The following is a 25,141-nucleotide window of genomic DNA, read 5'->3' as shown; positions in this document are numbered from 1 at the left end:
TAATCCCAAGATGATAAGGCTTGCAATTTTGCTACTGGGCAAGGATTTTTTGCACAGTCAATCGAGTTTGATTCGGAAGACGGCATATATATTAATTAGTATTGGTGTATTATTGCTAGTGGATGCATTCGATGGAGCCTTATTTTTTCCACTCAAGGCATTTGCCTATATTCTTTTGATTGAGGGTTTGGCTTCATTCGCGACGGTGAGTGTTGGCCAGGGCGGGCAGCGAAGATTAAGGGTTTTTAGAGGAATTTTTTCAATTATTGCTGCGGTGCTGATTATCGCTGGGCATCATGGAAATATGATGCTATCTCTAATAATGGCGATCGTTCTTATGTTGGACGGAATAATCCAGTGTTTCGCGGCTTATCTGATCAGATACCGAGGCTGGGGCATGGTATTTTTTTCAGCTTCGGCAGAGGTCTTAGTAGCGATATTTTTGATTCAGCCGTGGCCCACCCATTATGCGGGAACGGTTCCGTACTTCTTGAGTATCATCTTTCACTCTGTTGGCATAAGATTGCTTCTTGCTGCAAGAGATATTGAAATGTCTAAACATAGCAGCTTGCCTGTTGGACAAAAAATTAGCGGAGATAAATTTAGTCCTACTCAGATCGTTCTGAGTGAAGATTATGCGGAGAGTAATGCCTCTAAAGACTGTGATCACGCCCTTGTTGTGCACGTATGGACGCCAGTTGGCTCCGCAAAATCGGATACACGCCCTTATCCTATAATTGATCGTTATATTGCTGCCATTGACAAAAATGGCAATATTTCAACTGGACATGCTGCTTTAGAAAGTCCTGAGGGTGTCTATATAAGCCTCTATCCGACGATAGAAATTGATCGCACACCAGGACAGTTTGGAAGGATTTTACGGGCGACGTCTGAAAATGATGTACCAGGAATTTTTCAGAAGGACTATGTGAGTGAAGCGGCTGCCTGGTGTGGCGCCAATAATCACATTAGAATAAGAAACTATGATCCTTGTAAGCTAAAAGTATTTTGGGAGGAATACCGCCTTAATACTACATACAATCTTACGAGCCGGAACTGTTCAAGTTCAGTTGCGCAAGCGCTAGAGGCGGCACTTGATGGAGCATTGGGGCGACTGTATGGGAATAGAATTTCCTGGAAACATGCGGTTAAAATATTTTTTACTCCGGAATTTTGGGTGGCTGTGCAACTCCGTAAGCGAGCTATGACAATGGCTTGGACTCCGGGTATTGTGCTCGATTATGCTAGAGCGTTAAGTATGGTCGCTGATCCTCAGCCATTTGGATTAAGGATGATTTTGAGTAGAATTTTTGCATATAGAGCATAGTGTTGTGTGCGGCTGAGCTAGAGCTATAAGTGGAGCTTGTTCGTGCCCATCAGCAATTTCAGTCTCTAGACAATAATCTCGCTTATTTCCACACAATATTTCGTGTAACGTTGGTTCGTGAACGCGACTTTAAAGCTCTCAGTTTCTTTTAATAATCAATTTAGGGGATACCAGCTAGTTCCGGAGAGACTCGGGTACATGCACTTGAATATTGCGTGCTATGGCGGTCATGGATATCTCTCCCCAGAAATGTCTGTGTGGCGCGTATCAGCGGTGCTTTTCCTCTGAAGTGAGTCAGGAGGCGCGCCGCACAGTGCCTTGTACAACGCTACATAGGCCAGCAATAGGGCGGCCCGCGCGGCGCCAATGTCGCTTCGGGACTGCAGCACGGCTCTTTCTGCCTGGATTGTGTCCAGCGTACTATTCAGGCCATGTCTCTGGCGCACGCTTTGTATCCGAGCCTGCTGCTTCAGCACCTCCTGGCTCTTTGCCAAGCCTTCAAGGCGGAGACCTTGAGTCTGTAGCGCGACCAGCGACGCGTCGACATTGGAGATGCCGTGAACCACGCTTTGCTGGTAGGCTCGGATGGACGATTCCAGCACTAGTCCATTCACATCGAGCAGGGTGCGCCGGCGTCCCCAGTCCAGCATTGGAATATCAATCTGCGCGCCGAGGATGGGCAGTAAGTAGGATGTGACTTTACGTCGCTGTGTGATGTTGTATGAGTAGAGCAGGGAGCCGGAGAGCATCAGTCGTGGATACAGGGCCGCTTGAGCGATCCCGACCTGTGCCGCAGCAAGTTCCACGCTTGCTTCAGCACTTTGAAGGTCCGGACGGGCGCGTATCATGTCAGCGGACAGAGCGATAAGTGTCGGCGCTGTGGGCTGTGGCATGCGCATCACAGTATATGCCTGCAGCCACTCTGGCTTTGGCTGGGTTTGCCCAAGCAGGACTGCTAAATCGTGCGCTGCGCGGGCCTGGGACTCAATCACTTTAGCCAGTTGGGAAGCTGTTGCATTGATTCGGAGTCGCTGCCGCTCCACAGCTCGTTTGCTGTCTATCCGTTGTGCTTGGCGCACCAGCAACAGGCGCAGGGCTTCGGCATCGAGCGTCGCTATCCGCTCGTAAAGAGTACGCTGATACTGCGCCAGCTGTATTTCGAGATAACAACGCACCACCTGAGCTGCTAAGGCGACTCGGCTGACCTGTAATTGCGCACGCGCGTGAAGAACCGAGGCATCGGCGGCGCGTTGCAAGGACTGGGAGTTGCCAAATAGGCCCAAATCCCAACTCATGTGGATGCGTGCGTGGACGTAGGAGTCTATGGCGGCGACTTCCTGCAGCGTACGTGACTCGGCGGAAATATTGGGCAGGTAGGTGGCGTATGCTGTGTGGGCGAGAACGCGCTGCTGACTTAAGCGCAACTGTGACTGCGCGAGGTCCAGGTTCTGGTCCAGCGCCTCCTCCACCAGTGCATTGAGCTGAAGGTCGTTCCATGTGCGCCACCAGGTGCGTAGGCCTGGAATGGCAATTACGCTTGCCACTTCCGGCCGATAGCCACGCTGGTGCCAGTCGGCAGACACTGACGGATCCTGCTTCACCTGTATAGGCACAGCACAGCCGGCCAGCAGCGCTACCGCGCCTAGACACCAAACGCCAAGCCGGGGAAAAAAATGAGGAATGGGAGGTTTCACAACAAGTCGACAGTGGCCTAGGGGATCAGTACACAAGCTAGAAAAGCCTGCTTCCAGCGTGGCAGCTCTCGGTTAAAAGAATCGTTCTCTGCGAAGACTATTTAATGAAAATGTCTCAGAAAATCCGTTCTGTCTTTCGCTTTCAGTCATCGATACTAGTCTTGTGAGCAAGATTGAATTAATCCTCTAAATTGTCGCTTCGTCGAGCCTCCTCACTACGATGGGTTGAAAGAACACGTATCCAAACCTCCAATCGGAGTGAACTGGTAGCGTCCAACCTACTGCCAGGCATTTATTCTGAAGTTCGTGAAGAAGATCCGCGATGTCCACTTTTCCTGACAAAATGGGGTGCCTTATGTGAAGTTCTTCCCACCTTACCGCTTTGTGAGGTGACATAAGCAGCGCATGCAGAAACTCGATCTCACTCCAAATAAGATTGACTCTTCTTGTGTTTGGCAGAACTAATGATTTGTCAGCTAAATCTAGTATCCATAGGTTATTCTGGTGACTTGGAGTGATCAATATTTCCGGTGCGTAGGAACTCCTCCTCGGATCAGAGGATTTTATTTTATTTAGCAGAAATACGTGTTTCGTTATTATTTTCATTTAAGTAAAAATTGGCGCCTGAATATTGCCCAGTGACCACGTTAATCTGTAATGACAAATAGTCAAAAGTCACAGGTGATTGAATGAGGCAGTCAATCTTTGTGAGTATGCTACGCAGTTGGGAAAAATAATCATCGATTAGAACAATGATGCCAATACGATACTGAGACTTAAGTGTAAGAATTACTTTCGTCAATGCATCCGAGGTTAGATTGCTGTACGCCACAACCAGTACATATGTACCGGCTTTCTTCGTGATTATTTTAACAATCTGCTCCACATCTGTAGCGAACATCGTGCTGCCATCTATGTTGCTCATCCGAAGCCCCAAGTTTATTAGATTCTCTGATGGGCCGCATGACGGCGTGTCGAGTAGCAGAAAAATCAACTTGGGTTTGAGGTGGATGATTGAATGATGAATCGTTGGGTTCATGTCGCTTACGAGCTATTTCATTCAATAAATTCTAGCCTCCCCGGAGATATTGGCCCTCTGCATTTGCTTAGTTCTAGGCAATCCTTGAAAATAACAGCAAATTTCTACTAAATACACCGTTTGTGATAGACGATGACGCAGTTGAAGGTTGATCTGAAGTGATATCTGGTGCACCATTTACTGTCTTTTCTGGCGCGACGGATTAGGAGCAGTCCTATGTGTTAATTTTATAGCCTGCTCTAGAAGCCTCTTCTTGCAGTTGAAGTAACTATTGATTATTTAAGATGATTTGATGCCCGCATGTGATATTTTCAGACTTTGTCTGCACCTAAAATAGCGTTCATATATCTTTCGGTCGATGTGGAGATCAACAGCGAATTACTGTAGAGGTCAAATTTAGGAAACGGGTCGCTTTCCTATGATTATTCTCGGAGTGAATTTATCGCCTCTCTCACGCGGAAAAAAAAATGGCGGAGTAGCTTCTTCTGATTAGTGCATCCGCCCTAGATAAATCATTCGCATAGGCTTCGAGAAGCTCATCGGTGTTTCGGTCTATTCGTTAGCTGTCCTCGAACTTCACCTAGATCGTTGAATCTAGTAATTCTTGCTCTACCGTCCCTGAAGCTTTATGTCTTTTGCCGGCTCTCTCAATATTATTGAGGCAAGCCCATTGGGAATTTGCATGCAACTACCTCCGACAGTCTTTAGATCTCTCTTTCGCTTGCTTCAATCCACTTATATTCAAGGTCGGACTGACTACCAGTTACCGGAGCCTTTAGTTATTGAGGGTAACTCATGTTCTTTTAGCACTTCGTCTTCTATACCTAAAGTCATCTGGACTTATTGGAGTAATTTTAATCCTGATTCTACGGTTATAGAATGCATCGCAACTTGGCGGACACATTGCTCGGAATACGATGTGCGAGTTATAAATCCTAGTAATATTGCTAAATATATTCCAGATGCTGATATGCCTTCGCAGTTCATTAAACTACATCCTACAAAACAAGCGGACTGGCTACGTCTTTATCTCGTTGCGCGGTATGGTGGTTTTTGGTTGGATGCCAGTATTCTGCTCACTCAATCGCTTGAATGGCTGAGATGCAAACTAGAAGGAAAGGTAGAGTTCACCGGATTCTATCTTCAAAAGTACACTCATGATATTAATTTTCCCATTATAGAAAGTTGGGCATTTGGCGCCATACCTGGTTCGCCATTTATCAAAGAGTGGCAGCGCGAGTTTCATGAAGCTCTTATAGTTAAAGGACCGGATGCTTACTTGAAGAAGGTGCCTGATTTAGTCTCACTGCGGCAAGGAATTGAGGATCCTAACTATCTATTGATTCACATCGCAGCTCAGAATGTTCTACGTCGACAAAAGTCATCAACGTTGCATTTATTCAAAGCCGAGGACACAGCATATTTTTACCATAGATCACTCCATTGGAAGTGGTATCTATTGTACCCGCAACTTTGTTTAATGGAATATTCGCAAAGGTTGGCGCCTTTAGTGAAGCTGCGAGGAGGGGAAAGACGGCACTTTTCAGCTTTATTCAATTGGCATGGAGATGCTCGAAAAGGAAGCATCTGGCAGCGCGCTCTTCATAAAAAAGAGTAATGCGTAGGACGGTTTCTGATTGTAATGAATGAGGTGCCGTCAAAGGAAGCGTCTTCAATGCTAGCTTTGGTAAATTTACTTCTGTTTTTTATTAACAATTATGGAATATGTTGATACCATAGTAATTGCTTGTGCATTTTCTATTATCGCCCTTGTCTGGTTGTCATGGGGAAGGTGGGCTGAGAGTATGCCGCCAAAGGCGTTTGAAACGCTGATTATTTGCATTTTTATCATTTGGGTGCTTTGTTTGTTTGCGTACTGGTCATATGAGCTGCAATAATATTAATGCCTGCAGCTCTTAAGTTGCATTATTCAAGGAATTTCTCTTAAATTTATACTCCGACGTACCCGAAGAATGCGCCGCTTACGGCACTACACGCAGAAGACGGCAATCCATGGCCAGATCGCCGATGCAGTCACGATCCGTGAACGTCCGGCATGCGTTGAAGACCGAGCTGTGCCTGGGCATTGGAAAGGCGATCTGGTCTTTGGCAGTGGCAACAGCCAGTTCGCAACGTTGGTCTAGCGTCAAACGCGCTAGGTGGTGTTGGTGAAGCTCGATGATGGCAAAGACACGCAGACGGTCGTCAACGCGCTCATCAAGCATGCCCGCAAGCGGCTACATGAGCTCTACCAATCTCTGACCTTGAACGGGGGCACCGAGATGCATGCCCACAAGCAATTCACCTTGGCCACGGACATACAGGTCTACTTCTGCGGCCGGCAAAGCCCATGGCAGCGTGGAAGTAACGAAACCTGCTCAGGCAGTACATGCCTAAGGGCATGAACCTGTCAGGGCTGTCACTGCATCAACTTAACGCGATAGCGAGATAATTAAACGAGAGGCCGCGCAAGACGCTCGGCTTCCATACACCCACTGAGACGTTCAGCGCATGTGTTACATCGACCGGTTGAATCCACACCCTTAAGCCGACATTGGGGCAGTCATCGTGATTGTGTGGCGCACGCCAAAGCGGAACCTTTGTCAACTATATGCGCTGTAAGTGGCATCGCTAGCTTTCAGCTTGTTTCTGCACTCACATTGTCACCGTACAGGAATGAGCCATGAGTTGATGCTTCACACGAAACTGTGCAGTTACGTCCAAGTCGCTTCGCTGCGTAAAGAAAGTTGTCTGCGCGCTTGACTGCGCTGGCTATCGGTTCGCCCGGTTGAACGAGAGTCACACCCATGCTGGCCGTGAAACGCGAGTTGGGAACATGCGGGGACCAGCGCTGGGCGACGAAATTCGCGCGGATTTCATCAGCAATGGCTGCGGCACTTTCTATATTTACTCCAGGTAGCAGCAGCAGGAATTCCTCCCCACCCATCCGAGCGGCGCAAATTTGCGCTCCGTCTTCAGACCGCAAAAGACAGCCGAATCGCGCGAGCACCATGTCGCCAAACGCATGGCCAAAGGCATCGTTAATGCGTTTGAAATTGTCGATATCGGCCATGATCACTCCGATCGGCCTCGCCTCATGCGGAAAGGAACGCTTGGAAAGGGAGGCGAGACGACTGTCGAGACCTTGTCGGTTCAGCAGGCCGGTCAATGCGTCGGTATGGGCCTGGTGACGATATTCCTCTATGGCGTCGTAGTTCATTGCGATGATGACTGCGAAGGTCAGAACGATGCTCCCGATTAGGCCGGTGTATTGGATCAAGGTCCCCCAGACGGACACTCTCCATTCTCCCAATGCAAGAGAAGGCGTCGGGGCGACGATGTAAAGGATACACTGTCCCGTCAATACCAATGCGATGAAGAGAAACACGGCGGTAAACACCTTGTCAGACTTGGTTGTGGCTTGTCTCGCAGAAGAGATCGTGGCTCGCCAGATCACCAGCGCACAGGAGGCCTGAACGAAGAATGCCTCCAGTTTTGTGCTGGCAAACAGCACGACCGAGACGATGACCATGGCGGTTGAAGCGAGCAGGACCGCAATATCAATGTAGGGAGAAACATGCCTGTCGCAACGGTTTTGCAGTGCACGACTTGCCAAAATAACGCCCCCCAGAATGAACGAATCCTCAACGGCTTGTTTGTAAGGGGAAAGCTCGCCGGCCTGCACGAGCATGATGGCGTAGCCAGTGCTCAGGCAGGCAAGGGCACCTCCCCACTGGAGCGTACTGAAGCCAACGAAGCGTAAGGCGCTGAGTCCGCCTGCGCACAAGAGGATCGCTGTGGGCACAGACCATTCAAGCAGAGTTGCAGGCATAAACGAGCGCGAAAATAGAAAAGGCTGGGGTGGAGCAGAGACTAATTGCCGCTTCAAAGAAGCCTGCAAAGCTGCGCTGTCTTGTATGAAGACTGGCCTCGTCCTAAGCGAAAGGGGATGAACTGAGAAATAAGACGGCGTGTTGCAGTTAGTCACTATGACTAAAAGTTAATATGTTCTGAGACGCCATGTACTAGGTTGCTGAAGAACGTCACAACTCTTCGAGGACGTAGCGAGGGGTGACAGCAATGATCGCCTGACTCGTAGTTAGCTGAAATCAAGGCCAGCGATGCAATATCTTCCTCGCGTCACTGGGCACACTAAGGGTCTCATTGATTCAGTTCGGTGCGGTAAAGCTTTGATCACGTACTACTTCATAGCAGTATTGAACTAGTACTAGCAATTGTGTCTGCAGTGAAAAATCATGAATGGTCATCGATGCTTTAGGAGCAGACATTATCTGCGCATCCAAGGTTAAGTAAGTAATTAAATATATGGTAATTCGACGCTTAAGTTCTTCATATCACGACATGTTCTTTGCATGCATTGAAAATTATCTTTCGTGCCGATAGGAGCATTGGGTTTTTTAATACAAAAATCACTGATTATTCACTTTCGTGGTTTAGATCGAACGATTCTGATAATTTTCTTAGAATCTATATCATCTAATGCAAGCATAAGTATTTTTATTCTTGAATAGAGGGGTTTTCAGTGCCTGACTGGACTTCGAGTTTCCAACGAGATTTGGATGTGCGGCGTCTAAAGATCGAACCAGTTCATTGCAGGCCGAGCCAGACGGCGATCCAAAGAATCAGCGTCTAGATCACGCCTGCTGGCGTCAGATCGTGCAGAAGCCGGTGGCTGACTGCGTCACCGCGAAGATATAGACGAGATCAAAGAACAGCTCCTCATTGGTGACGCGCGCATGGCGGCTGTCACGCCGGTGCAGGAGCAGATGACGATCGCCGTTTTCTGCCGCAGCTCCCGTCATTGCATCCGCCAGATCGCGACAGCGGCAAGCGCTGCCGGAACCGCAAAGACGACAAGCAGGATCGGCAATTCGTCCTGCACCGAGTAGCCGGCGTGGGTCACGCCCACCCACATGTTGACAAGCGAGATGACGAGCCAGGTGGGAATGAACCACTTCACCCCCAAAACGACGCTGGCGACATCGCCGCCCCAGAGCTTCCCGAACAGTGCAAAACATCCAAACAGGACAACGCCCCCTACGATAGTCAGTAGCATGTGCATGTGAACTTCCGTACGCTGATACCCGAATGACAGCCGGCCTCGAAAAGTTGGCCGACTTCGCTTTCATTTCGTGGTATAGCCGCCGTTCACCAGAATGGTCTGGCCGGTCATCCACCAGCCATCTGAAACCAGCAGTCGCACCCACGGCACGATGTCCTCGATATCGGTGAGGCCCGTCTTCGAGAATTTGGACAGCGCCGCCGCGCTCTTGTGATAAGCGACCGCATCCGCCCCCTCGGCTGGATAGAAGAAGGGCGTGTCCATTGGGCCGGGGCCGATGGCGTTGACCGAGATGCCGCGCTCGCCGAACTCCTTGGAGGCGGCACGGGTGAAGTGCTCGACCGGCGCCTTCATGCCCTCGTAGCTCGCATAGAAGGGCGTATAGGCACCGAGCAGCGAGGTGACTAGCGTCAGCACCTTGCCGTTGTCGTTGACATGACGGCCAGCTTCCTTGAGGAAGAAGAAGGCGGTCTTGGCGTTGACAGCTGCCATCTCGTCATATTCCTCCTCACTAGTCTCGGTCATCGGCTTCTTCAATACCTTGCCGACGGTGTTGATGGCGATATCCGGCCGCCCGATCACCGCGACCGCATCAATGAACAGCTTTTCCATTGCACTTGCTGAGGTCAGGTCGGCCTGGAAGGCAATAGCCTGCGCGCCTACAGCTTGCACGGCGGCGACAGTCGCTTCGGCGTCGGCTTTGGTGGCGGGGCTGTTGTAGTGAATGGCTACCGCCTTTGCCCCCTGCACGGCGAGATCGCGGGCAATCAGCCCACCGAGGTTCTTCGCCCCGCCGGCGATAATGACAACTTTGCCTTTGATGCTGTGGTCGGCCATATAACGATCTCCTTTGTCAACTTGCAGCCACGACGGCGGCCACTTCCAGAAGCAAGGATATCGTCTAATATTTCAAGATAAAGACTATCATTCTGACATCACCTGTCAGGAATTCAGTCTAATTAAAACGGCCGCCGCTTTGGATCGCATTGACCTGTTCCGCATCTTCGCTCGCGTCGTCGAGTGTGCGAATTTCACCCGCGCCGCCGACACGCTGGGCGTCCCACGCTCTTCTGTTTCCGCAGCCATTAGGGAACTGGAGGAGCGCCTGGGCGCCCGTTTATTGCATCGCACCACGCGCAAAGTCTCGCCTACCCAAGACGGAGAAGCCTTCTACGAACGGTGCCAACGCCTCATCGCCGATGTCGAGGAAGCAGAAAGCCTTTTCCGGCAGAACGAGGCCAAGCCCTCCGGTAAGCTGAGGGTCGATGCGCCAGGGCGCATTGGCCGGCTCATCATCGCACCGGCGCTGCCCGGCTTCCTCGACCTCTACCCTCAGATCGACATTAACCTGGGCATCACCGACCGTGCGGTCAATCTGATTGAGGAAAGTGTTGACTGCGTCCTACGCGTCGGGGCTTTGAGTGATTCCGAGCTAATAGCCCGAGCGATTGGCACCCTGACGCTCATCAACGTTGCCAGTCCGGCATATCTGGAGCGGCATGGCACGCCGCAGACGCCGGAAGATCTCGCCCGCCATTGGGCAGTGAACTACGCCTCGCCATCAACCGGGCGGGTGGGGCCATGGGAGTGGATCGAGGGCGATGACATGCGAACCCTGATTATGCGTGGGCGAGTCACGGTCAACAGTGCAGAAGCTTATATCGCCTGTTGCCTTTCGGGGCTTGGGCTTATCCAGATCCCCGCCTATGACGTCCGCCCTCATCTGGAGGCCGGCGAACTGATTGAAGTGCTGACAGACTACCGGGCCGAGCCGCTGCCGATGACCCTGCTTTATCCGCATCGGCAGCACCTTTCACGCCGCGTTCAAGTATTCGCGGACTGGCTGGAAGACCTGTTGGAGAGGACGATCGAGCGGTGAGCAAGCCGCGAACGGATGGGATTCGTCGAAACTGGACGTTCGGAGGTGGATTCACAGGGGCGAACTTATCCCATAATCATCTGTATTACCTGGGATAACTGGAGGTAGACAGTCGCGGCGATAGGTGACCTATGGGGGAGCCAATAGCGCTTGAGCCAGCGTCGAGGGGGTGGTTGGACTGGTCCTTTTTCCTGGGTTGCCGCTCCTGTCGCTCCGGTAACGTTACCTAACAATCTGTATAAGCTGACGCCGCTTCTTGGTGCTCTGAACGTCCACTTCTGGCCGAGACTGCTAGTTTGGACCAATGCTGCATTGCAGTTGAAGGCTGCCACCCTGCCGCAGTTTCCGTGATGGCCGCCAGCGGCAACATCAAATCTCCGTCTGTTCATAGATCTCGAGGGCATCGTCGACCTAAATGCCCAGATATCTCACTGCTGACTCCAAGTTAGAGTGGACGAGCAACAACTGCATAGCGCGCAGGTTCTTTGTGCAGCGGTAAATTTGTGTCAGCTTTGTCCTTCGCATTGAGTGCGCCCCATACTCCATGCGGTCCAGGCCTAGCTCGTCAACCCAGTGACCGGGGATTCGGGCGTACTGCCGTGTCCCCAGATGTGGCGACCCAAATATCCAGCAGACTCTTTGCCCGAATACACAGACGAATACGCAAGGCGTGTCCACGACTATTACGGCGTGCCATGGATCTGATCCGCGCACTCTAGCGCTCTTGCCATGAGCTCTTTGCAGCAGCCGCCTCTATCGACGCGGCTCTTTCAAGGAGTTTGTTATGACTGGCAATCAACATTCCGCATCCAACAAGCTGGAGCATTGCGCTAACGACAAGCCCTCAGAGAACAAGGCATCTGAGCCGACAATAATTGCTGAACAACACAGGCGGTCAATTCAACTGGAATACGCACTTTGCTCTAAATAGCGGTGAAGTTGTTTCTACACTCGCCGCAGATCAGCTTTAGCCCTGACTTTCCCCACACTGAGACCGGATTCTTGCATCCGTTGCAGCTGTATTTCACCCGGTTTGATTTGTTGGCGGGCGTGGTCAGCACTCCATCGTCCCCCGCAGTGGCCGCAACAGCTAAGCCCGTGGGCTTCACTGCCTCGGCGAGAGCAGGGATGCTGGCCATGGGGGGCTTGGTCCCTTCGATGCCTTGAATGTGGTTGGCCATGCTGGCTTGGCCAGCGATCACATGATCTGCGGAGGGGAAGCGGTCGTACCAGCTGAGCGTGAAATTTGCGGTCAGCAGCTCCTGGCATGCAGCCAGGAAGCGGCCACCCTCGACGGCATAGTCAGCCATGCAATCACCAGTGCGCGCGCCACCTGGCTGCCCAGTAGAGGAGGGCATGAGGCCAATGCTCTCCATCTTTCGCGCCCATTCCTCGTTGTGATAGCGGCCTCGACCTGGCTTGCCAAAGTGGTGCTGCCACAAGTGCGTCATTTCATGGACTTGGGTCTGGAGTGTTTCGATGATCGGTACCACCGCAAAGTAGGTGGGATTCATCGCAATCTCGTCGGTCGTTGAGCCGTCCAACGAGGCAAAGCGAGCTGCTGAGAAGTAGCCGAAAGTCCGCTTTTCCCGCTGCAGCGTAATCAGGCAGCTTGGAAGCTGCCCCTCAAACAGCCGCTCGTTGAAATGGTCGTAGGCCATCTGCAGCTCGTTGTAGGTTTCCTGCGTAGGTGCCAAGCGGGGTGAGGGCGTGGGCACAAGGTCAAGCTGGTTTGGCTGCTGGGTCATATTTGTATTGTGCAATACAAATCGTTATTCACAAACATCCCATCTGATGCGACAATGCATCAATCTTGATGTTAAAGGAGTAGCCATGAGATCGACCTTTACGATCGACGACGAAGTCGTGAACCGTGCTCGTGCCGTTGCAGCACCTGGTATTGCTGTGCCTGAACTGGTACGCCTGGCGCTTGAAACCTTCACTCGCGTCGAGGCAGGCAAGCGCTTGGCTGCCCTGGGCGGAAGCGCGCCAGACATGCCTGATGTGCCACGCCGTGGCAGCGCGGCAGATGCCGAAGGCTCTCGCTGATGCCGGTGTCCGTTCTAGTCGATACATCGGTGTGGGTGAGGCATTTTCGGGAGGCAGACATTCACCTGCAGGAGCTCCTGGTGCAAGACAGCGTGCTGATGCATCCCATGGTGCATGCAGAGTTGGCCTGTGGCACGCCGCCAGCGCCGCGTGCCGATACGCTCGCAGCCCTGGCCATGCTGCGGCCGAGCCAGGAAGCTTCAATTTCCGAGACTTTGGCCTTCCTTGAGAAGAACAAGCTATTCGGTAAGGGCTGCGGCTTGGTAGATCTATCGCTGCTGGCCTCGACGCTAATCACACCAGGCGCTTTGCTATGGACTGCAGATCGACGCCTTGCTGAGTTGGCCGCTCAGCTTGGCGTGGCCTATGCCATACCAACACATTGAGAGTCGGGGAAGCCCTTCTTGGACTCTCGGATAAGCAGAGACCGCCATGCACTGCCTCCTGAACTTGCGCGGACAACGGCTAGACCTGCAGTGCTGCTCCTCAATCCGCAGCACTGATTAAGCGCTGCCAACATCCAGGTGCAAATCTGCATCAAGGCTTTTATACTGTATACCCATACAGTTAAAAGCCATGAATGCCGCAACCCACTCCATCACACACGATCCCGGTGACTTTGACCGCTGGCATCTGCCGTCGCACCTTGCGCAGGCGGTTTGGCGCGGCACAGAGGTAGCACGCTCGACCGGGAGAGCTTTCCCTACTGGTTTTACGGAGCTCAATGCCGCGTTGCCCGGTGGGGGTTGGCCAACTCATGGCTTGAGCGAGTTGCTGCTGCCCCAGGCCGCGCTGTGTGAATGGCGGTTGCTCGGGCCAGCCTTGCCTGAGTTGCTGGCGGACAAGGGTAGTCGGGTCTATCTGGTTGCTCCTCCGAAGACTCCACTCGCAATGGGCCTTGCTCAGCTCGGCCTTGCCCCAGAGCAACTTGTCTGGATTGATGCCAAGGGGCCGGCTGAACGGCTGTGGGCCGCAGAGCAACTCATTAAATCTGAGCCAGACGGTGCTGTGATTGCTTGGCTTCCTCAAGCAAGGCAGGACCAGATTCGCCGTCTGCAGGTTCACGCGCATGCATGCGATGCACCAGTGTTCTTGATTCGTCCCGAGTCAGCCCTACGGGACGCCTCGCCGGCACCACTCCGCCTTTCTGTATCTCTCGGCCAGGGCTGGGACATTGATGTGCAGATCCGCAAACGCCGGGGTGGTGCTGCCGTCGAGGTAATGCACCTGAATGCTGTTCCAGGCAATCTGAATTCCATCATTCCGCCTCGTATGCGTAACTTTGGTATTCCAGTGCCAAGCATTCCACAGGAGGTGCACCATGCATTGGGCAGCTCTCATACCCATATCGCTTCCAAGCTCCGCATCGCCCATTGATCTGCAGTCGTTGGCGGTCTGGGCTCTGCAGTTCACGCCGCGCGTGGCCATGGTCGAAGAGGGCGTACTGCTGGAGGTCGAGGCAAGCATGCGGCTATTCGGCGGCACAGCGGCGTTGCACTCGCTGGTGGAAACTGGGGCGCAAGAACTCGGAGCCAGCGTTGCATGGGCACCGACAGGCCTAGCAGCGCTTGCGTTGGCACGACAAGGTGTGAACGACGGGTTCCATGAGCCGTTGGTGCGCCTGCTTGACAGGCTGTTGCTGGAGCGAATTACCGCAGTGGCCAAGCATCAGCCGACCTTGGCGAGGGTTGGATGCAGAACCCTTGGCCAAGTGCGTGCGCTGCCGCGCGGCGGCATCGTGCGCCGCTTCGACAAAGAGCTTCTTGAAGCAATGGACCGCGCATATGGCCTGCGGCCAGAGGCTTACGCCTGGGCGACAGTGCCTGAGACCTTTCGAGCGCGACTGGAGCTCATGTGTCGCGTGGATCTGGCACCTGCCATGCTTTTCGGGGCGCGGCGGCTGCTTCTGCAGATGGCGGGGTGGCTCAAAGCCCGTCAGCTGGGAGCTACTGCGTTCACATTGCGGTGGTGTCATGACGACATGCGTGCTCGCGATGCCGGTACCGGAGGTGAACTGACCATCCGTACAGCGGAGCCAACACAGAACGTCGAGCACTTCGCTCGGCTGCTCGGCGAGCATCTGGCCAAGGTCGAGCTGCTCGCACCAGCTGGTGAACTGGAGATCCTGGCTACCGAGGTGCAGCCCATTGTTGAGGAAAGCCGCTCGCTGATCCCGGAGGTTGCAAATAGAGCTCAATCCACCAACTTGGCCCTAGAGCGAATCCAAGCACGGCTGGGCGATGGCGCAGTGCGTCGGCCACAGCTGGCTGCCGATCATCGACTCGAATGGATGCAGGAGTGGGGCTCGACCGAAGCTCGCCGAGCTTCCAGGTCCAACCTCGTGCACGAGCTGCCGCTTCCCAGCTGGGTGTTGGACAAGCCCCTACGCCTTATAGAGCGTGCCAATCGCCCGATTTATCAAGGGACCCTGCAGCTCTTGCTTGGCCCTGATCGGGTAGAGGGAGGCTGGTGGCATCGTGGCCATGAAGAGGGAAATGACGAAGAAATCCCACTGAACGTGCAGCGGGACTACTGGGTTGCCCGCAGCGATCATGCAGGTCTGCTCTGGATCTTCCAGGCACGCCTCGCCGGCGACCAAACCGCCTGGTTTCTGCACGGGCACTACGCCTGAGAAAGAGCTGCCGTCATGGAAAACGTCCTGCCTGCCTATGCGGAGCTGCGGTGCATCTCCAATTTCACCTTCCTGCGTGGGGCCAGCCGACCGGAGGAGCTCGTAGAGCGTGCCCAGGAGCTTGGCTACAGCGCCCTGGCCATTACAGACGAGTGTTCGATGGCTGGCGTGGTGCGCGCACACGTGGCAGCCAAGCAAGCGGGCTTGCAGTTGCTACTGGGTTCTCAGTTCAGCATCCAACCGCGTGATAGCAGCGAAGCACCATTCACCCTGGTGGTCCTGGCCCAGAATCTTAACGGCTACGGCAACCTGTGCCAGTTCATCACCAAGCTACGCCGCTCTTCCGAAAAAGGGACCTATCGGCTCGATCTCGATGAGATCGACGGGAAGGAGCTTCGAGACAACCTGGTGCTGCTGTGTCCAGAGCGCTGCGCGACAGACCCACAGCTGGCCGCCATGGGCGGCTGGGCTTTGACACATTTCACGGGCCGCTGCTGGATCGGCGTGGATCTGGTGCGCCGGCTGGATGATGAGCTGTGGCTCCATCGCATGCGGGAGCTGTCCGATCTAACCGCATTGCCGCTCGTGGCCGTGGGCGACGTGCACATGCATGTGCGCTCGCGCAAGCCCCTGCAGGACGTGCTGACGGCCACACGCGTCGGCAAGCCGCTCACTGAATGCGGCTACGCGCTCCAGCGCAGCGCGGAGCGGCACTTGCGCAGCCGGTTGCGGCTGGCTCAGACATTCCCCGCCGAGCTGCTGGCTCAAACGCTGAGGGTCGCTGAACGCTGCAAATTCAGTCTGGACGAGCTGCGCTACCAATATCCTGATGAAGTCGTCCCTGCAGGGCACACGGCAGCCAGCTATTTGCGCCAGGCGACCTACGAAGGGGCAGGGCGGCGCTGGCCAGGCGGCATCCCAGAGAAGGTACAGCACCAGATCGAGCACGAGCTGGAGTTGATCTGCGAGTTGAAGTATGAACCGTACTTCCTCACGGTCTATGACATCGTGGCCTTTGCCCGGTCGCGCAACATCCTCTGTCAAGGCCGGGGCTCTGCAGCCAACAGCGTGGTCTGCTACTGCCTGGGCGTTACGGAGGTAGATCCCGCGCGCATGTCTGTGCTCTTCGAGCGTTTTATCAGCCGGGAGCGCAATGAGCCACCCGATATCGATATCGACTTTGAGCACCAGCGCCGGGAAGAGGTCATTCAGTACCTATACCAGAAGTACGGCCGCGACCGCGCTGCACTGACGGCTGCCGTCATTTCCTATCGGCCTCGATCCGCCATCCGCGATGTGGGCAAGGCCTTGGGCTTCGAGCTTGAAGTGGTCGACGCCATTGCCAAGGGTCAGCAGTGGTTCGACGGCCGCAGCATTCGTCAGGAGCGCTTCGATGAGCTCGGCATGGACACGAGCTCGCTGGCCGTGCAGCAGCTCATCACCTTGACGGAGCAGCTGATCGGCTTTCCACGGCATCTTTCCCAACACACCGGCGGCTTCGTGCTCACGCGAGATCTGCTGTGCAGGATGGTTCCGGTAGAAAACGCCTCGATGCCGGATCGCACAGTGATTGAATGGGACAAGGATGATCTGGATGCGGCAGGCCTGCTGAAGGTTGATGTGTTGGCCCTGGGCATGCTGTCGGCCATCCGACGAGCATTGGAGTTCATCAGCCGGCGCCGTGGCTTCAATTTTTCGATGCAGGACATTCCTGCAGAAGACAAGGCAACCTACGACATGATTTGCCGCGCAGACACGGTCGGTGTGTTCCAGATCGAGAGCCGTGCGCAGATGACGATGCTGCCACGCTTAAAGCCCAGGCGCTTTTACGACCTGGTGATCGAGGTGGCAATCGTGCGGCCTGGCCCAATTCAGGGCGGTATGGTGCACCCGTATTTGCGCCGACGCCAGGGCATTGACCCCGTGAGCTACCCGAGCGAGGCGCTGAAAGAGGCTTTGGGCCGAACGCTCGGAGTACCCGTGTTCCAGGAGCAGGTCATGCAGGTGGCCATGCTCGCGGCAGGTTTCACTGCAGGCGAGGCCGATGGCCTGCGCCGAGCCATGGCAGCCTGGAAGCGCAAAGGTGGCCTGGAAAAGTATTACGACAAGATCGTGCACGGCATGACCTCACGCGGCTACGAGCGCGAGTTCGCAGAGCAAATTTTTGAGCAGATCAAAGGTTTCAGCGAATATGGGTTCCCAGAAAGTCACGCGGCCAGCTTCGCTCTGCTGGTCTATGCCAGCTGCTGGATCAAGCGCCATGAGCCTGCCGCATTCCTTGCGGCCATGCTCAACAGTCAGCCGCTGGGGTTCTATTCCGCCAGCCAGCTGGTCCAGGACGCGCGCCGCCACGGCGTCGAAGTACGGCCCGTCGACGTGATGCACAGCGAGGTGGACTGTACGATCGAAGACATCGAATCCAAGCCAGCTGTTCGGCTTGGCCTGCGCCTTATCTCCAGCCTGCGCAGCACCAGCGCGCAGCGCATTGCACAGGAGCGTCATCGAGCGCCGTTTGACACTGCAGAGCAACTTGCCATGCGTGTGCGTCTGCAGCAGCACGAGATGAAGGTTCTAGCCGCTGCAGGTGCTCTGGCCACGCTATCTGGGCACCGTCGCCAACAGGTGTGGGATGCCGCAGCCATGCACGCCGCGCCCGAGCTGCTGGAGATGGCCACCAATGACGAGGCTTTCCTTGAGCTGCCGGCAGCGCCGGAAGGAGAGGAAGTGCTATGGGACTTCGCATCGACAGGCCTGACGCTGCGCAGTCACCCCATGCGCCTTCTGCGGCCGCGGCTGAACAAGTACAAGCTGAAGACTTCCAGGCAGTTGCGCACGGTCGTCAGCGGCGAGCGGGTGCGGACTGCCGGCATCGTGACACTGCGGCAGCAACCGGGCACGGCCAACGGCACGGTTTTTGTCTCGCTGGAAGACGAGGAGGGCAGCACACAGGTCATTGTCTGGCGCGACGTGCGGGATGAGCAGCGCCAGGTGCTGCTAGGGTCACGCCTTCTGGCAGTCGAAGGGCGTTGGCAGCGCCAAGGTCAAGTGTGCAACCTGATCGCTGAGCGACTGGCTGATCTATCCCACCTCTTGGGCCGGCTTTCGACCGAGAGCCGAGAATTTAAATGAGGATCGGGCATGATTGGCGACCTATGAAATTCAAAGCAAATACAAGCGAAATCGCGCCATCATCGGTACTTCGCTACGGGACCTAGTTGGGTTACTTAGAAAATATGGATCTGCCTCTAACACCGGAAAACTACAAAATTACTCAAGTAGCAGATGACCGTTGGAGCGTCACCGATCTAGCTGGCAAGCAGGTCTACCTAGGTATTGGGCCTGTGGAGCTGGTGGCGGCCTAGACGCAATTCTGGTTGAACTGACCGCCTATGCCGGTTGCTGCTGACTAGGCTACTGGTCGTGTCCGACTGAGTTCGGCCAGAAGCGGCCCTTCGGACCTTGAATCTCAGAATTTATAAGATGAGAACTGAGATCCGTATTTTTGGTTTGTCCAAACATGACAACAGTGAAATAGCCTATTGATTTGCATATGTCTTACAGTATGCGGCGAACTAGACATACACATCACATGTCATCTAAATCTAATTAGGTCGCACAAGGAGAATCATGGACAGCGTAAAAATCGAATTGCTTTTGAGCTCAGTCGGCTTCCGCGGCAGCGATCTTGACAGTCTGTCACCTCCCTTTGAAACGGAATACGACACACGCATAGGTTTGAAGTGGTACCCGAGCGCCACCGGTCCGGACACATGGACTATTGTCCTCACCGCAGTCGGAATTCCATCGGCCCTCTTCGCCAAGAAATTCGCCGAGCTTCTAGCGACGGACATCTACAACTGGGCGAAGGACTCGTTGAAGCGCTTCTTCGCGAACAAGCCGCATAACAGCGGAATGCTGGAACTCAAGCTAGACGATGTGCACCTCTATTCGCTCACGCCACTTGAGGTGCTTACCTCGTCTGATCTCGTTCCAATTCTTCAGGGCACGGACCTTACGCTGGCCAAGGAATGGGAAATACTTGTAGATCCAAGTTCTGGAAAGATCACATTGAGGCCGGTCGCTGAGAAGAAGTAGTAGTGCGGCCTAGCAATTCATCCAAGCAGACGCTACATAGCGTCTCGGTTTAAATCAAGGTGTTAACCACTTTGATGACTGCTCTTGGTCGTTCTGAGACGGTCGCCTAATAGCTATATGCTGCCGCTGGTCAGCTCAAAACGGAATGGAGCTCAACGATCGCCCGCGTCCGCAGCTTAGAGGCAAGCTTTACGCTGCGGCGGGAATACGTTACCATCTGCAACGCTTGCGCTGTAATAGCCAAGATTTGGACTCGCCAGGTATGTGATCTGCTTGGCGCACATCTAGAAGGATGTGGAGGCCACTCAATTTGGGTCGTGTGCGATGCACGATCGCACAGGGAGCCACGAGGATCTATTTCACTTCGATGGAGTCCCTATGCTCAAACTCTTTACCGCACTCATCGGCCTGCTTTGGCGAGTCCTGCTGATCCTTGGCAGTCTAGTGCTTGGATCGCTCTGGAACGCTGCTTGGGCCTTCTTCACATCATCCAATCCCTCGGATGAGGAAGAGACCCCCATGATTTCCTCTGCCTACGATGCTTATACTGCATTTGACAAAGGGCAAATAACCATGGCGGATCTTCAATATTGGTGCCAACAAGAAGAAGACCTTTAACTAGCTGTCAACGTTTCAACCGAACGCTTGAGCCCTTACCAGCTGAATCGGAGAGGCTTCCTGCCTTGTTAATGCTAGAGGTTTCAAACCCAAGCCGATAGCCAACCCACGCCATCATGGAACTCCAGATGAGTGGAAGTGCAATGAACATCATTGCCAACAAAGTGTTAAGAATCATGCGCTTGTATAGTTGCGGCTGACCGGAGCTCACACTTTGGGTAATCTCTTGCATCAATGCAGATCCGGTCAAACCTGGGTACATCGCATCGATTAAATGAGCGTCAAGCCAACGGGCCACAAACCACATGACGGCCCAAAACTTGACCGTGAATATTGCCAATCCACCAATCACCATCACTTTTAAATCGTAGCAACTAATCACTACGATCAATGGCAGGAACATATACAAAGCCATCAACACGAGTGCTTGGAGCATGGGAAGCATATTCAACAGTGGCGCCATGCCGAGTGAGGATTCAAATGCCTGTTTACCAACTCCGATGGTACTAATCCCCCCTGTGACAGTACGCCACGCGTTCGTGCCCTTGCCATAGTCATCGCCCAGCATCTTGTCAGGACTAACAAATGTCGGGTTGGCCTTCTCAAAGGCTAGCTTTGCCATGGCATCCTTGGCCTCATCTGTCGAACTAAACGTGATAGTGTTTTGGGCGACTTGCAAGAGACTCCGCCATGTCGAGGTGTTGCTGGTGAGGCGCTCTCGCACTCCACCTGTAGCAGCGTCAGCTTCCCACCATTGCTTGCAGGTTGGGCGCCCCCAGTCCGGGTTCATAAAGCCCTGATCCGAAGCGCCACCTTGCATGTATTCGCTGTCGCGATTGAAGTCGATGCTCCAGCCAGGCACCGGGTTATATGAGCGCATCACGTCATAGAAACCGGGCTCTGTTCGGAAAAATTGGCTGCCCACCCAATCCACATCCGTGGGGCCATAGATGCTCCCCTCAGCGAGAATGCCTCGGCCGTTTGCCGAGATCTGGTTCTTGTCCATCGAGAAATACTGGCTCCGCGCCGGCACAAAGCACTCGCTATAGAAGCGCTGCACATCGTGCAACAGAGCTGGATCTTCAATAGTGGCCATCCTGGCCAGATCAGCTACGACGCGCAGATCGCGTTCAGAACTGGTCATGCCCGCCCGAAAAGCGCCATTGATGCCAGAGGACAGCCCCATGACGCTGTACCACCACAAGGGGACGTAGGACAGGTTTCCAGATCGGGCAAAAGACCCATTCACCGCGTCGGCCATCGCTCGGTCGTAGCCCGAGTTCGTCCCACCCTGTGTCGACACGATCTGGGGCTCAGAACCATCTGCAGCTCGCTCTGGCTTGTAGCTGAGATTGATGTTGTGCAGGGAGGTGAGAGGCGTGGTGGCGAAGCACAGGGCCATGACCAGCAATGCTGTAATCAGCTTGGTCTGTATGGACTCGATGAGAGCCAGCACGCCGTTAAACCCCGCGCCATCTTCTTTGGCGCTATGCCATGCGCTAAACGCGATGAGCGCGAAGGGTAGGGCGGCCAGGCCGGTGCCGGTCAAGATTTCGCCGAGTAGGTTGGCGAATGCCCAGCCGTAGAGCGTCGTAAAAAGTTCAAGATAGCTATCGAGCTGCATATCGATCAGGAGATAAGGCCCATGATGAATCGGGCAATATTGCCCGCGCCAATTGGCACGAGTGCCAAGTACATGGCCAGCATGCCGGCAACGCGCCAGCGCATAGCCAGCACCGCCCGCAGCTCATGCTTGGCCACGTAGCCGCGTCTGAATCCCCAGGCCACGATCGGACGCCAACTGACAATCACCCAGCAGCACAGGGCGGTCTGAGTAAGCGTCCCGAGTTGCGCGCCCTTGCGAAACCACGCTGAGACAGAGACGACCTGTGAGGGCTCCAGCTTGAGCAGCCAGGTCAATAAGGTGCCGCCAATCAAAACGATCAAGGCACCGTAGATGAGCCAGGGCAGCCAACGACGAAGCCGCCCCTTACGCTTTGGAATCGACTCAGACGCTTCCACGACTTTTTCGGTGTCGGTCATCTTGTGCTCACACGTCCGTCGACCAACGGCGCAGGATCTGCACGCGTGCCGCCTTGCACATCCATCGACGCGGCCCCGGCTTGTTGCTGGTTGCCCATGATCGACAAGGCAGTCTCGCCGGTCATTTCTTTCCGTATGCGGAACTCAAACATCATGTCGTTGATGTACTGAGTCAGGCGGTCAATCTTCGTCTGCACCTCGGATCTAACGGGAGCAGCGCCCGTGGCCTCGGGCAGGCTCATGCCGGAGATCAGCGCGTTTCTGGCGATCAAAGCCTTGTCGATGGTCTTGTAGACCGCAACCTCTTGGGCAAGCCGGTTGATGGCCACCGACCGCACATCGGTCGGCAGCTTGCGCACGGCGTCCATCAGCTGTGGGCTCACGGCCATGCCGGGAGCGCTGACTTTGGCCAGGTCGGCATGGCTGCTTGAAGTGCTAAAGCCCATATTGCGCATCGTGGGCAGTACCTCGTCCAGCTCGCGCTCGAATTTCGGGGCCAGGCCGGTCGCCGTCGAGGTGATGGTCGGGCTCGGGCAATCGGAGCCTTGGGTGCACATATAGATTTTCTGGTCGCCAAGGACTTCGGCACTCCAGCGAGCCAGGTCGTCCGGGGTCTTGAAGGCCTGGACCAGGCGCGTCGATGCCAGCGAGGAGCTGCCGTAGTTCGCCGTCGACAGGGAGTTGGCTGCCTTGTTGATCGTGACGTTGTAGCCGGCGACGGCCAGGTCGCGGATTGGCTGGATAGGTGGGGTCCCAGCCCCACCGGCACGGCTGCCAAACACCCATGGCAATCCGGCACGCTGGCCAGCCTCGTTCTTGTTGATATCGAGCTTGGCATTAACCACGCTGCCGCCCGTATTGGCCTTGACTTTCCAAGCATCACCCTTGGCCAGGGCTATGTACTCCTCGTACGGGTCCTGACCATTCTTAATCATCGCCTCCATGTCCTCACAGGTCTTCAGCGATGCAGAGACCAGCAAGTCCGCCTTCTGGCTGAAGTTTTGGAAGAGCTGATAGAGGCCTGGCTGCGCGCGCTGGAGGAAATACAGCGGCAGGGCCGAGATACCGGCTTGCACGGCCCCGGTGATCGTCGCACCCAGGTTCTGGATGCTATTCATGAGATCCGACCACGAGAGCCCGATGTCAAACTTCCCGCAGGAATAGTTCGCGCGGACGCCGGCACCCAACTGCATCGATAAGGCGCTGCGATGGGGGGCCGCGCTGATAGGCGAGCCCCCGCCCATCCGATAGTAGAGACCCGACGAGGTAATCGTCTGGGCTGCCGCAGGTGTCACGACCGAGGGAGCCAGCACGCAGGCCAAGGTCACGGCCGCGCAGATCCGCTTGAAGCGCAGAGAAGAGGAGTGTGCGATTGTCATAGTGAAATTGGAGTGGGAGGTCAGGGCACGGAGTAGAGATACACACCACGACGCCGGCAGCATGTGTACTTTTGCCAAAGGTTCCAGGCGTAGCCGTCATCGGAGCTGGTTGCGCCATCCCCGAAGGAGGTCAGCGACAGCGAGTCGTTTTGGCCGAATTGCTGGCACCCGGACCAAGCCTGCGGATACAACATCTGCCATTTGCGCTTCTCGCCATAGTTGAAGTAGCGATAGCCCCCGGAGGGCTGGACGCGCGAGTAGATGTGAGGCTGAGCTTCCTTGTAGATGATCGAGGCGACACGCTCAGCTAGCACTGCAGAAGCCTTCACGGGGTGCGACTGGATGATTTCTCCGGTACGTGGGTACAGGTTGCCCCAGGTCTGCGTATAGCCCGAGCCGATCTCGCCCAGTCCGGGTACCCAGGCCTGCGGATAGATCATTTCCACGGGCACGATGCCGCGCCAGAAAGGCGCATCGAGCTCGCTTTGGAAGTGCAGGTTGAAATAGCTGGCTCCGCCAGGACAGAAGAGGGCACCTCCGGTGCTGCCCGAGAGAATTTCGGAGAGCTGCTGCAGACCGGCGATGCCTGCCTGGATCTGCTGCACTGTCTCGGCGATCTCCATCACCTGCTTCACGCCCTCAATGGTCTTGAGGATCGTTCCAAGGCTGGCCAGCAATGATTCCGAGCTCAACAGGCCCTTGGCGTCAGATGCCACGGTCTCCGCGATGCTGGCAGGCACTTGGGTCCACTGGCGCCCAATGTTCGGCAGCTCCTTCGAGGGGAACTTGGCCAACTCGCTAACCGTGGGAAATGCAATGGACTTCGGCATTGTGAACATGCCGCCAGACGCGAGCATGCTGGCAAACATGCCGGCAGGATTGCCTATGGCATCCGCCCCTTTGAAGTTCGCCATGGCCGAGTTGCTGTCCAGGCCGCCGGCGGACGAGTCCAGCAGCCGTCCTGTCAGTGCAGATCCAGCCGTTGTCAACGTGGTGGCCACGACCGTGCCGATGTCGGTCCAAGGGTGGCGCAGCGGTTCGTTGTAGGTGCTGACCACCACGTCTGGCACATAGTGGGAGATCTTGATCGAGGTCCGAATCCAGCATCCGGTCCAGCCGCAGCTCAAGAAAAAGCACACGCCCTCGACGGAGTACGACACACAAGACAAGGCTGCCTTGGCCGTATTCGCGATGATGGCCGGGGTGGTGGTTCCTGCCATGGTGGTGGCCGGTGTGAGCACGGCGCACATCGAGGCCGTACTGACGGCCGCGACGAGACGGCGCAGCCTGAGATTTAGGGAAG

General features: G+C 54.9%; 21 protein-coding genes and 2 pseudogenes. 11 read left to right on the top strand and 12 right to left on the bottom strand.

Features of this window, described 5'->3' with window-relative positions; genetic code table 11:
• Nucleotides 1-10: 10 nt before the first annotated feature.
• A complete protein-coding gene (locus tag JAO85_RS03490; protein ID WP_202787471.1) occupies nucleotides 11-1,327 on the top strand; it encodes an HdeD family acid-resistance protein in 1,317 nt (438 codons plus the stop codon).
• Between the two features lie 227 nt (nucleotides 1,328-1,554).
• On the opposite strand, the gene JAO85_RS03485 is transcribed toward JAO85_RS03490, so the two are convergent.
• Nucleotides 1,555-2,910 (bottom strand): TolC family protein, encoded by a 1,356-nt coding sequence (locus JAO85_RS03485; RefSeq protein WP_370552190.1) that lies wholly within the window; start codon nucleotides 2,908-2,910, stop codon nucleotides 1,555-1,557.
• A 679-nt stretch (nucleotides 2,911-3,589) separates the two neighbouring features.
• Complete coding sequence (locus JAO85_RS03480; RefSeq protein WP_202787470.1) at nucleotides 3,590-3,946, bottom strand: hypothetical protein; 357 nt, start codon at nucleotides 3,944-3,946, stop codon at nucleotides 3,590-3,592.
• A 796-nt stretch (nucleotides 3,947-4,742) separates the two neighbouring features.
• On the opposite strand from JAO85_RS03480, the gene JAO85_RS03475 reads away from it, so the two are divergent.
• Entirely contained in the window at nucleotides 4,743-5,678 is a 936-nt protein-coding gene (locus JAO85_RS03475; RefSeq protein ID WP_202787469.1) for a glycosyltransferase family 32 protein, read from the top strand.
• A gap of 337 nt (nucleotides 5,679-6,015) precedes the next feature.
• Nucleotides 6,016-6,593, top strand: a pseudogene (locus tag JAO85_RS03470) (IS30 family transposase); the annotation flags it as partial.
• A gap of 105 nt (nucleotides 6,594-6,698) precedes the next feature.
• On the opposite strand, the gene JAO85_RS03465 reads toward JAO85_RS03470, so the two are convergent.
• The 4 genes from JAO85_RS03465 to JAO85_RS03450 all read right to left on the bottom strand — a co-directional run bounded on the left by JAO85_RS03465 (nucleotide 6,699) and on the right by JAO85_RS03450 (nucleotide 9,980).
• Complete coding sequence (locus JAO85_RS03465) at nucleotides 6,699-7,751, bottom strand: GGDEF domain-containing protein (protein WP_237734682.1); 1,053 nt, start codon at nucleotides 7,749-7,751, stop codon at nucleotides 6,699-6,701.
• Nucleotides 7,752-8,730: 979 nt separating this feature from the next.
• The gene (locus JAO85_RS03460) at nucleotides 8,731-8,883 is read right to left on the bottom strand and encodes a hypothetical protein (RefSeq protein WP_237734681.1); all 153 of its coding nucleotides are present in this window, start codon (nucleotides 8,881-8,883) and stop codon (nucleotides 8,731-8,733) included.
• Nucleotides 8,880-9,143: a hypothetical protein gene (locus tag JAO85_RS03455; RefSeq protein WP_202787468.1), complete on the bottom strand. Its 264-nt coding sequence runs from the start codon at nucleotides 9,141-9,143 to the stop codon at nucleotides 8,880-8,882. The genes JAO85_RS03460 and JAO85_RS03455 overlap by 4 nt, the downstream gene beginning before the upstream one ends.
• 63 nt (nucleotides 9,144-9,206) lie before the next feature.
• On the bottom strand, nucleotides 9,207-9,980 hold the full coding sequence (locus JAO85_RS03450) for an SDR family oxidoreductase (RefSeq protein ID WP_202787467.1): 774 nt from the start codon (nucleotides 9,978-9,980) through the stop codon (nucleotides 9,207-9,209).
• A gap of 139 nt (nucleotides 9,981-10,119) precedes the next feature.
• On the opposite strand from JAO85_RS03450, the gene JAO85_RS03445 reads away from it, so the two are divergent.
• On the top strand, nucleotides 10,120-11,022 hold the full coding sequence (locus JAO85_RS03445) for a LysR family transcriptional regulator (RefSeq protein WP_202787525.1): 903 nt from the start codon (nucleotides 10,120-10,122) through the stop codon (nucleotides 11,020-11,022).
• A gap of 411 nt (nucleotides 11,023-11,433) precedes the next feature.
• On the opposite strand, the pseudogene JAO85_RS25595 reads toward JAO85_RS03445, so the two are convergent.
• Together JAO85_RS25595 and JAO85_RS03440 are read right to left on the bottom strand one after the other, a co-directional pair.
• A pseudogene (locus JAO85_RS25595) lies at nucleotides 11,434-11,640 on the bottom strand (integrase); the annotation flags it as partial.
• A 305-nt stretch (nucleotides 11,641-11,945) separates the two neighbouring features.
• A complete protein-coding gene (locus JAO85_RS03440; RefSeq protein ID WP_202787466.1) occupies nucleotides 11,946-12,770 on the bottom strand; it encodes a SprT-like domain-containing protein in 825 nt (274 codons plus the stop codon).
• 85 nt (nucleotides 12,771-12,855) lie between these two features.
• Between JAO85_RS03440 and JAO85_RS03435 the strand changes: the two genes are divergently transcribed.
• The 7 genes from JAO85_RS03435 (at nucleotide 12,856) to JAO85_RS03405 (ending at nucleotide 20,416) form a co-directional block, all read left to right on the top strand.
• Nucleotides 12,856-13,071 carry a DUF2191 domain-containing protein gene (locus JAO85_RS03435; RefSeq protein ID WP_034371179.1) on the top strand — a complete coding sequence of 72 codons (216 nt, stop codon included), beginning with the start codon at nucleotides 12,856-12,858 and terminating at the stop codon, nucleotides 13,069-13,071.
• Entirely contained in the window at nucleotides 13,071-13,457 is a 387-nt protein-coding gene (locus JAO85_RS03430; protein WP_202787465.1) for a type II toxin-antitoxin system VapC family toxin, read from the top strand. Before JAO85_RS03435 ends, JAO85_RS03430 begins: the two co-directional genes overlap by 1 nt.
• Nucleotides 13,458-13,647: 190 nt before the next feature.
• The gene (gene imuA / locus JAO85_RS03425) at nucleotides 13,648-14,448 is read left to right on the top strand and encodes a translesion DNA synthesis-associated protein ImuA (protein ID WP_237734680.1); all 801 of its coding nucleotides are present in this window, start codon (nucleotides 13,648-13,650) and stop codon (nucleotides 14,446-14,448) included.
• Nucleotides 14,393-15,703 carry a DNA polymerase Y family protein gene (locus tag JAO85_RS03420; RefSeq protein ID WP_237734679.1) on the top strand — a complete coding sequence of 437 codons (1,311 nt, stop codon included), beginning with the start codon at nucleotides 14,393-14,395 and terminating at the stop codon, nucleotides 15,701-15,703. The genes imuA and JAO85_RS03420 overlap by 56 nt, the downstream gene beginning before the upstream one ends.
• 15 nt (nucleotides 15,704-15,718) lie before the next feature.
• Complete coding sequence (locus JAO85_RS03415) at nucleotides 15,719-18,832, top strand: error-prone DNA polymerase (protein WP_202787464.1); 3,114 nt, start codon at nucleotides 15,719-15,721, stop codon at nucleotides 18,830-18,832.
• Nucleotides 18,833-19,330: 498 nt separating this feature from the next.
• Nucleotides 19,331-19,798 (top strand): hypothetical protein, encoded by a 468-nt coding sequence (locus JAO85_RS03410; protein ID WP_202787463.1) that lies wholly within the window; start codon nucleotides 19,331-19,333, stop codon nucleotides 19,796-19,798.
• 378 nt (nucleotides 19,799-20,176) lie between these two features.
• Nucleotides 20,177-20,416 (top strand): hypothetical protein, encoded by a 240-nt coding sequence (locus JAO85_RS03405; RefSeq protein ID WP_237734678.1) that lies wholly within the window; start codon nucleotides 20,177-20,179, stop codon nucleotides 20,414-20,416.
• 7 nt (nucleotides 20,417-20,423) lie between these two features.
• On the opposite strand, the gene JAO85_RS03400 is transcribed toward JAO85_RS03405, so the two are convergent.
• Genes JAO85_RS03400 through JAO85_RS03385 form a run of 4 tightly spaced genes read right to left on the bottom strand, consistent with a single transcriptional unit; the run spans nucleotide 20,424 to nucleotide 25,088 of the window.
• Nucleotides 20,424-22,040: a conjugal transfer protein TraG N-terminal domain-containing protein gene (locus JAO85_RS03400; protein WP_202787462.1), complete on the bottom strand. Its 1,617-nt coding sequence runs from the start codon at nucleotides 22,038-22,040 to the stop codon at nucleotides 20,424-20,426.
• Between the two features lie 5 nt (nucleotides 22,041-22,045).
• Nucleotides 22,046-22,459, bottom strand: coding sequence for a hypothetical protein (locus JAO85_RS03395; RefSeq protein WP_202787461.1), 414 nt, complete (start codon nucleotides 22,457-22,459; stop codon nucleotides 22,046-22,048).
• Entirely contained in the window at nucleotides 22,456-23,838 is a 1,383-nt protein-coding gene (locus tag JAO85_RS03390; RefSeq protein ID WP_019042342.1) for an integrating conjugative element protein, read from the bottom strand. Before JAO85_RS03390 ends, JAO85_RS03395 begins: the two co-directional genes overlap by 4 nt.
• A 20-nt stretch (nucleotides 23,839-23,858) precedes the next feature.
• A complete protein-coding gene (locus JAO85_RS03385; RefSeq protein WP_019042343.1) occupies nucleotides 23,859-25,088 on the bottom strand; it encodes a TraU family protein in 1,230 nt (409 codons plus the stop codon).
• Nucleotides 25,089-25,141: the final 53 nt, after the last annotated feature.

Origin of the sequence: Comamonas sp. NyZ500 (genome assembly GCF_016772095.1) — a bacterium.
In the GTDB taxonomy this organism is placed as follows: domain Bacteria; phylum Pseudomonadota; class Gammaproteobacteria; order Burkholderiales; family Burkholderiaceae_C; genus Comamonas; species Comamonas thiooxydans.
The sequence above is the reverse complement of the archived record's forward strand: the minus strand, read 5'-3'. Positions and strand labels throughout refer to the sequence as shown.

What these genes read in the sequence shown, in the direction of transcription:
- JAO85_RS03430 (WP_202787465.1), top strand. Translation starts at nt 13,071, where the DNA reads ATGCCGGTGTCCGTTCTAGTCGATACATCGGTGTGGGTGAGGCATTTT.
- JAO85_RS03480 (WP_202787470.1), bottom strand. Translation starts at nt 3,946, where the DNA reads ATGAGCAACATAGATGGCAGCACGATGTTCGCTACAGATGTGGAGCAG.
- JAO85_RS03460 (WP_237734681.1), bottom strand. Translation starts at nt 8,883, where the DNA reads ATGACGGGAGCTGCGGCAGAAAACGGCGATCGTCATCTGCTCCTGCAC.
- JAO85_RS03490 (WP_202787471.1), top strand. Translation starts at nt 11, where the DNA reads ATGATAAGGCTTGCAATTTTGCTACTGGGCAAGGATTTTTTGCACAGT.
- JAO85_RS03405 (WP_237734678.1), top strand. Translation starts at nt 20,177, where the DNA reads ATGCTCAAACTCTTTACCGCACTCATCGGCCTGCTTTGGCGAGTCCTG.
- JAO85_RS03390 (WP_019042342.1), bottom strand. Translation starts at nt 23,838, where the DNA reads ATGACAATCGCACACTCCTCTTCTCTGCGCTTCAAGCGGATCTGCGCG.
- JAO85_RS03455 (WP_202787468.1), bottom strand. Translation starts at nt 9,143, where the DNA reads ATGCACATGCTACTGACTATCGTAGGGGGCGTTGTCCTGTTTGGATGT.
- JAO85_RS03435 (WP_034371179.1), top strand. Translation starts at nt 12,856, where the DNA reads ATGAGATCGACCTTTACGATCGACGACGAAGTCGTGAACCGTGCTCGT.
- JAO85_RS03395 (WP_202787461.1), bottom strand. Translation starts at nt 22,459, where the DNA reads ATGACCGACACCGAAAAAGTCGTGGAAGCGTCTGAGTCGATTCCAAAG.
- JAO85_RS03385 (WP_019042343.1), bottom strand. Translation starts at nt 25,088, where the DNA reads ATGTGCGCCGTGCTCACACCGGCCACCACCATGGCAGGAACCACCACC.
- JAO85_RS03450 (WP_202787467.1), bottom strand. Translation starts at nt 9,980, where the DNA reads ATGGCCGACCACAGCATCAAAGGCAAAGTTGTCATTATCGCCGGCGGG.
- JAO85_RS03475 (WP_202787469.1), top strand. Translation starts at nt 4,743, where the DNA reads ATGCAACTACCTCCGACAGTCTTTAGATCTCTCTTTCGCTTGCTTCAA.
- JAO85_RS03420 (WP_237734679.1), top strand. Translation starts at nt 14,393, where the DNA reads ATGCATTGGGCAGCTCTCATACCCATATCGCTTCCAAGCTCCGCATCG.
- JAO85_RS03415 (WP_202787464.1), top strand. Translation starts at nt 15,719, where the DNA reads ATGGAAAACGTCCTGCCTGCCTATGCGGAGCTGCGGTGCATCTCCAAT.
- JAO85_RS03465 (WP_237734682.1), bottom strand. Translation starts at nt 7,751, where the DNA reads ATGCTCGTGCAGGCCGGCGAGCTTTCCCCTTACAAACAAGCCGTTGAG.
- JAO85_RS03400 (WP_202787462.1), bottom strand. Translation starts at nt 22,040, where the DNA reads ATGCAGCTCGATAGCTATCTTGAACTTTTTACGACGCTCTACGGCTGG.
- JAO85_RS03410 (WP_202787463.1), top strand. Translation starts at nt 19,331, where the DNA reads ATGGACAGCGTAAAAATCGAATTGCTTTTGAGCTCAGTCGGCTTCCGC.
- imuA (WP_237734680.1), top strand. Translation starts at nt 13,648, where the DNA reads ATGAATGCCGCAACCCACTCCATCACACACGATCCCGGTGACTTTGAC.
- JAO85_RS03440 (WP_202787466.1), bottom strand. Translation starts at nt 12,770, where the DNA reads ATGACCCAGCAGCCAAACCAGCTTGACCTTGTGCCCACGCCCTCACCC.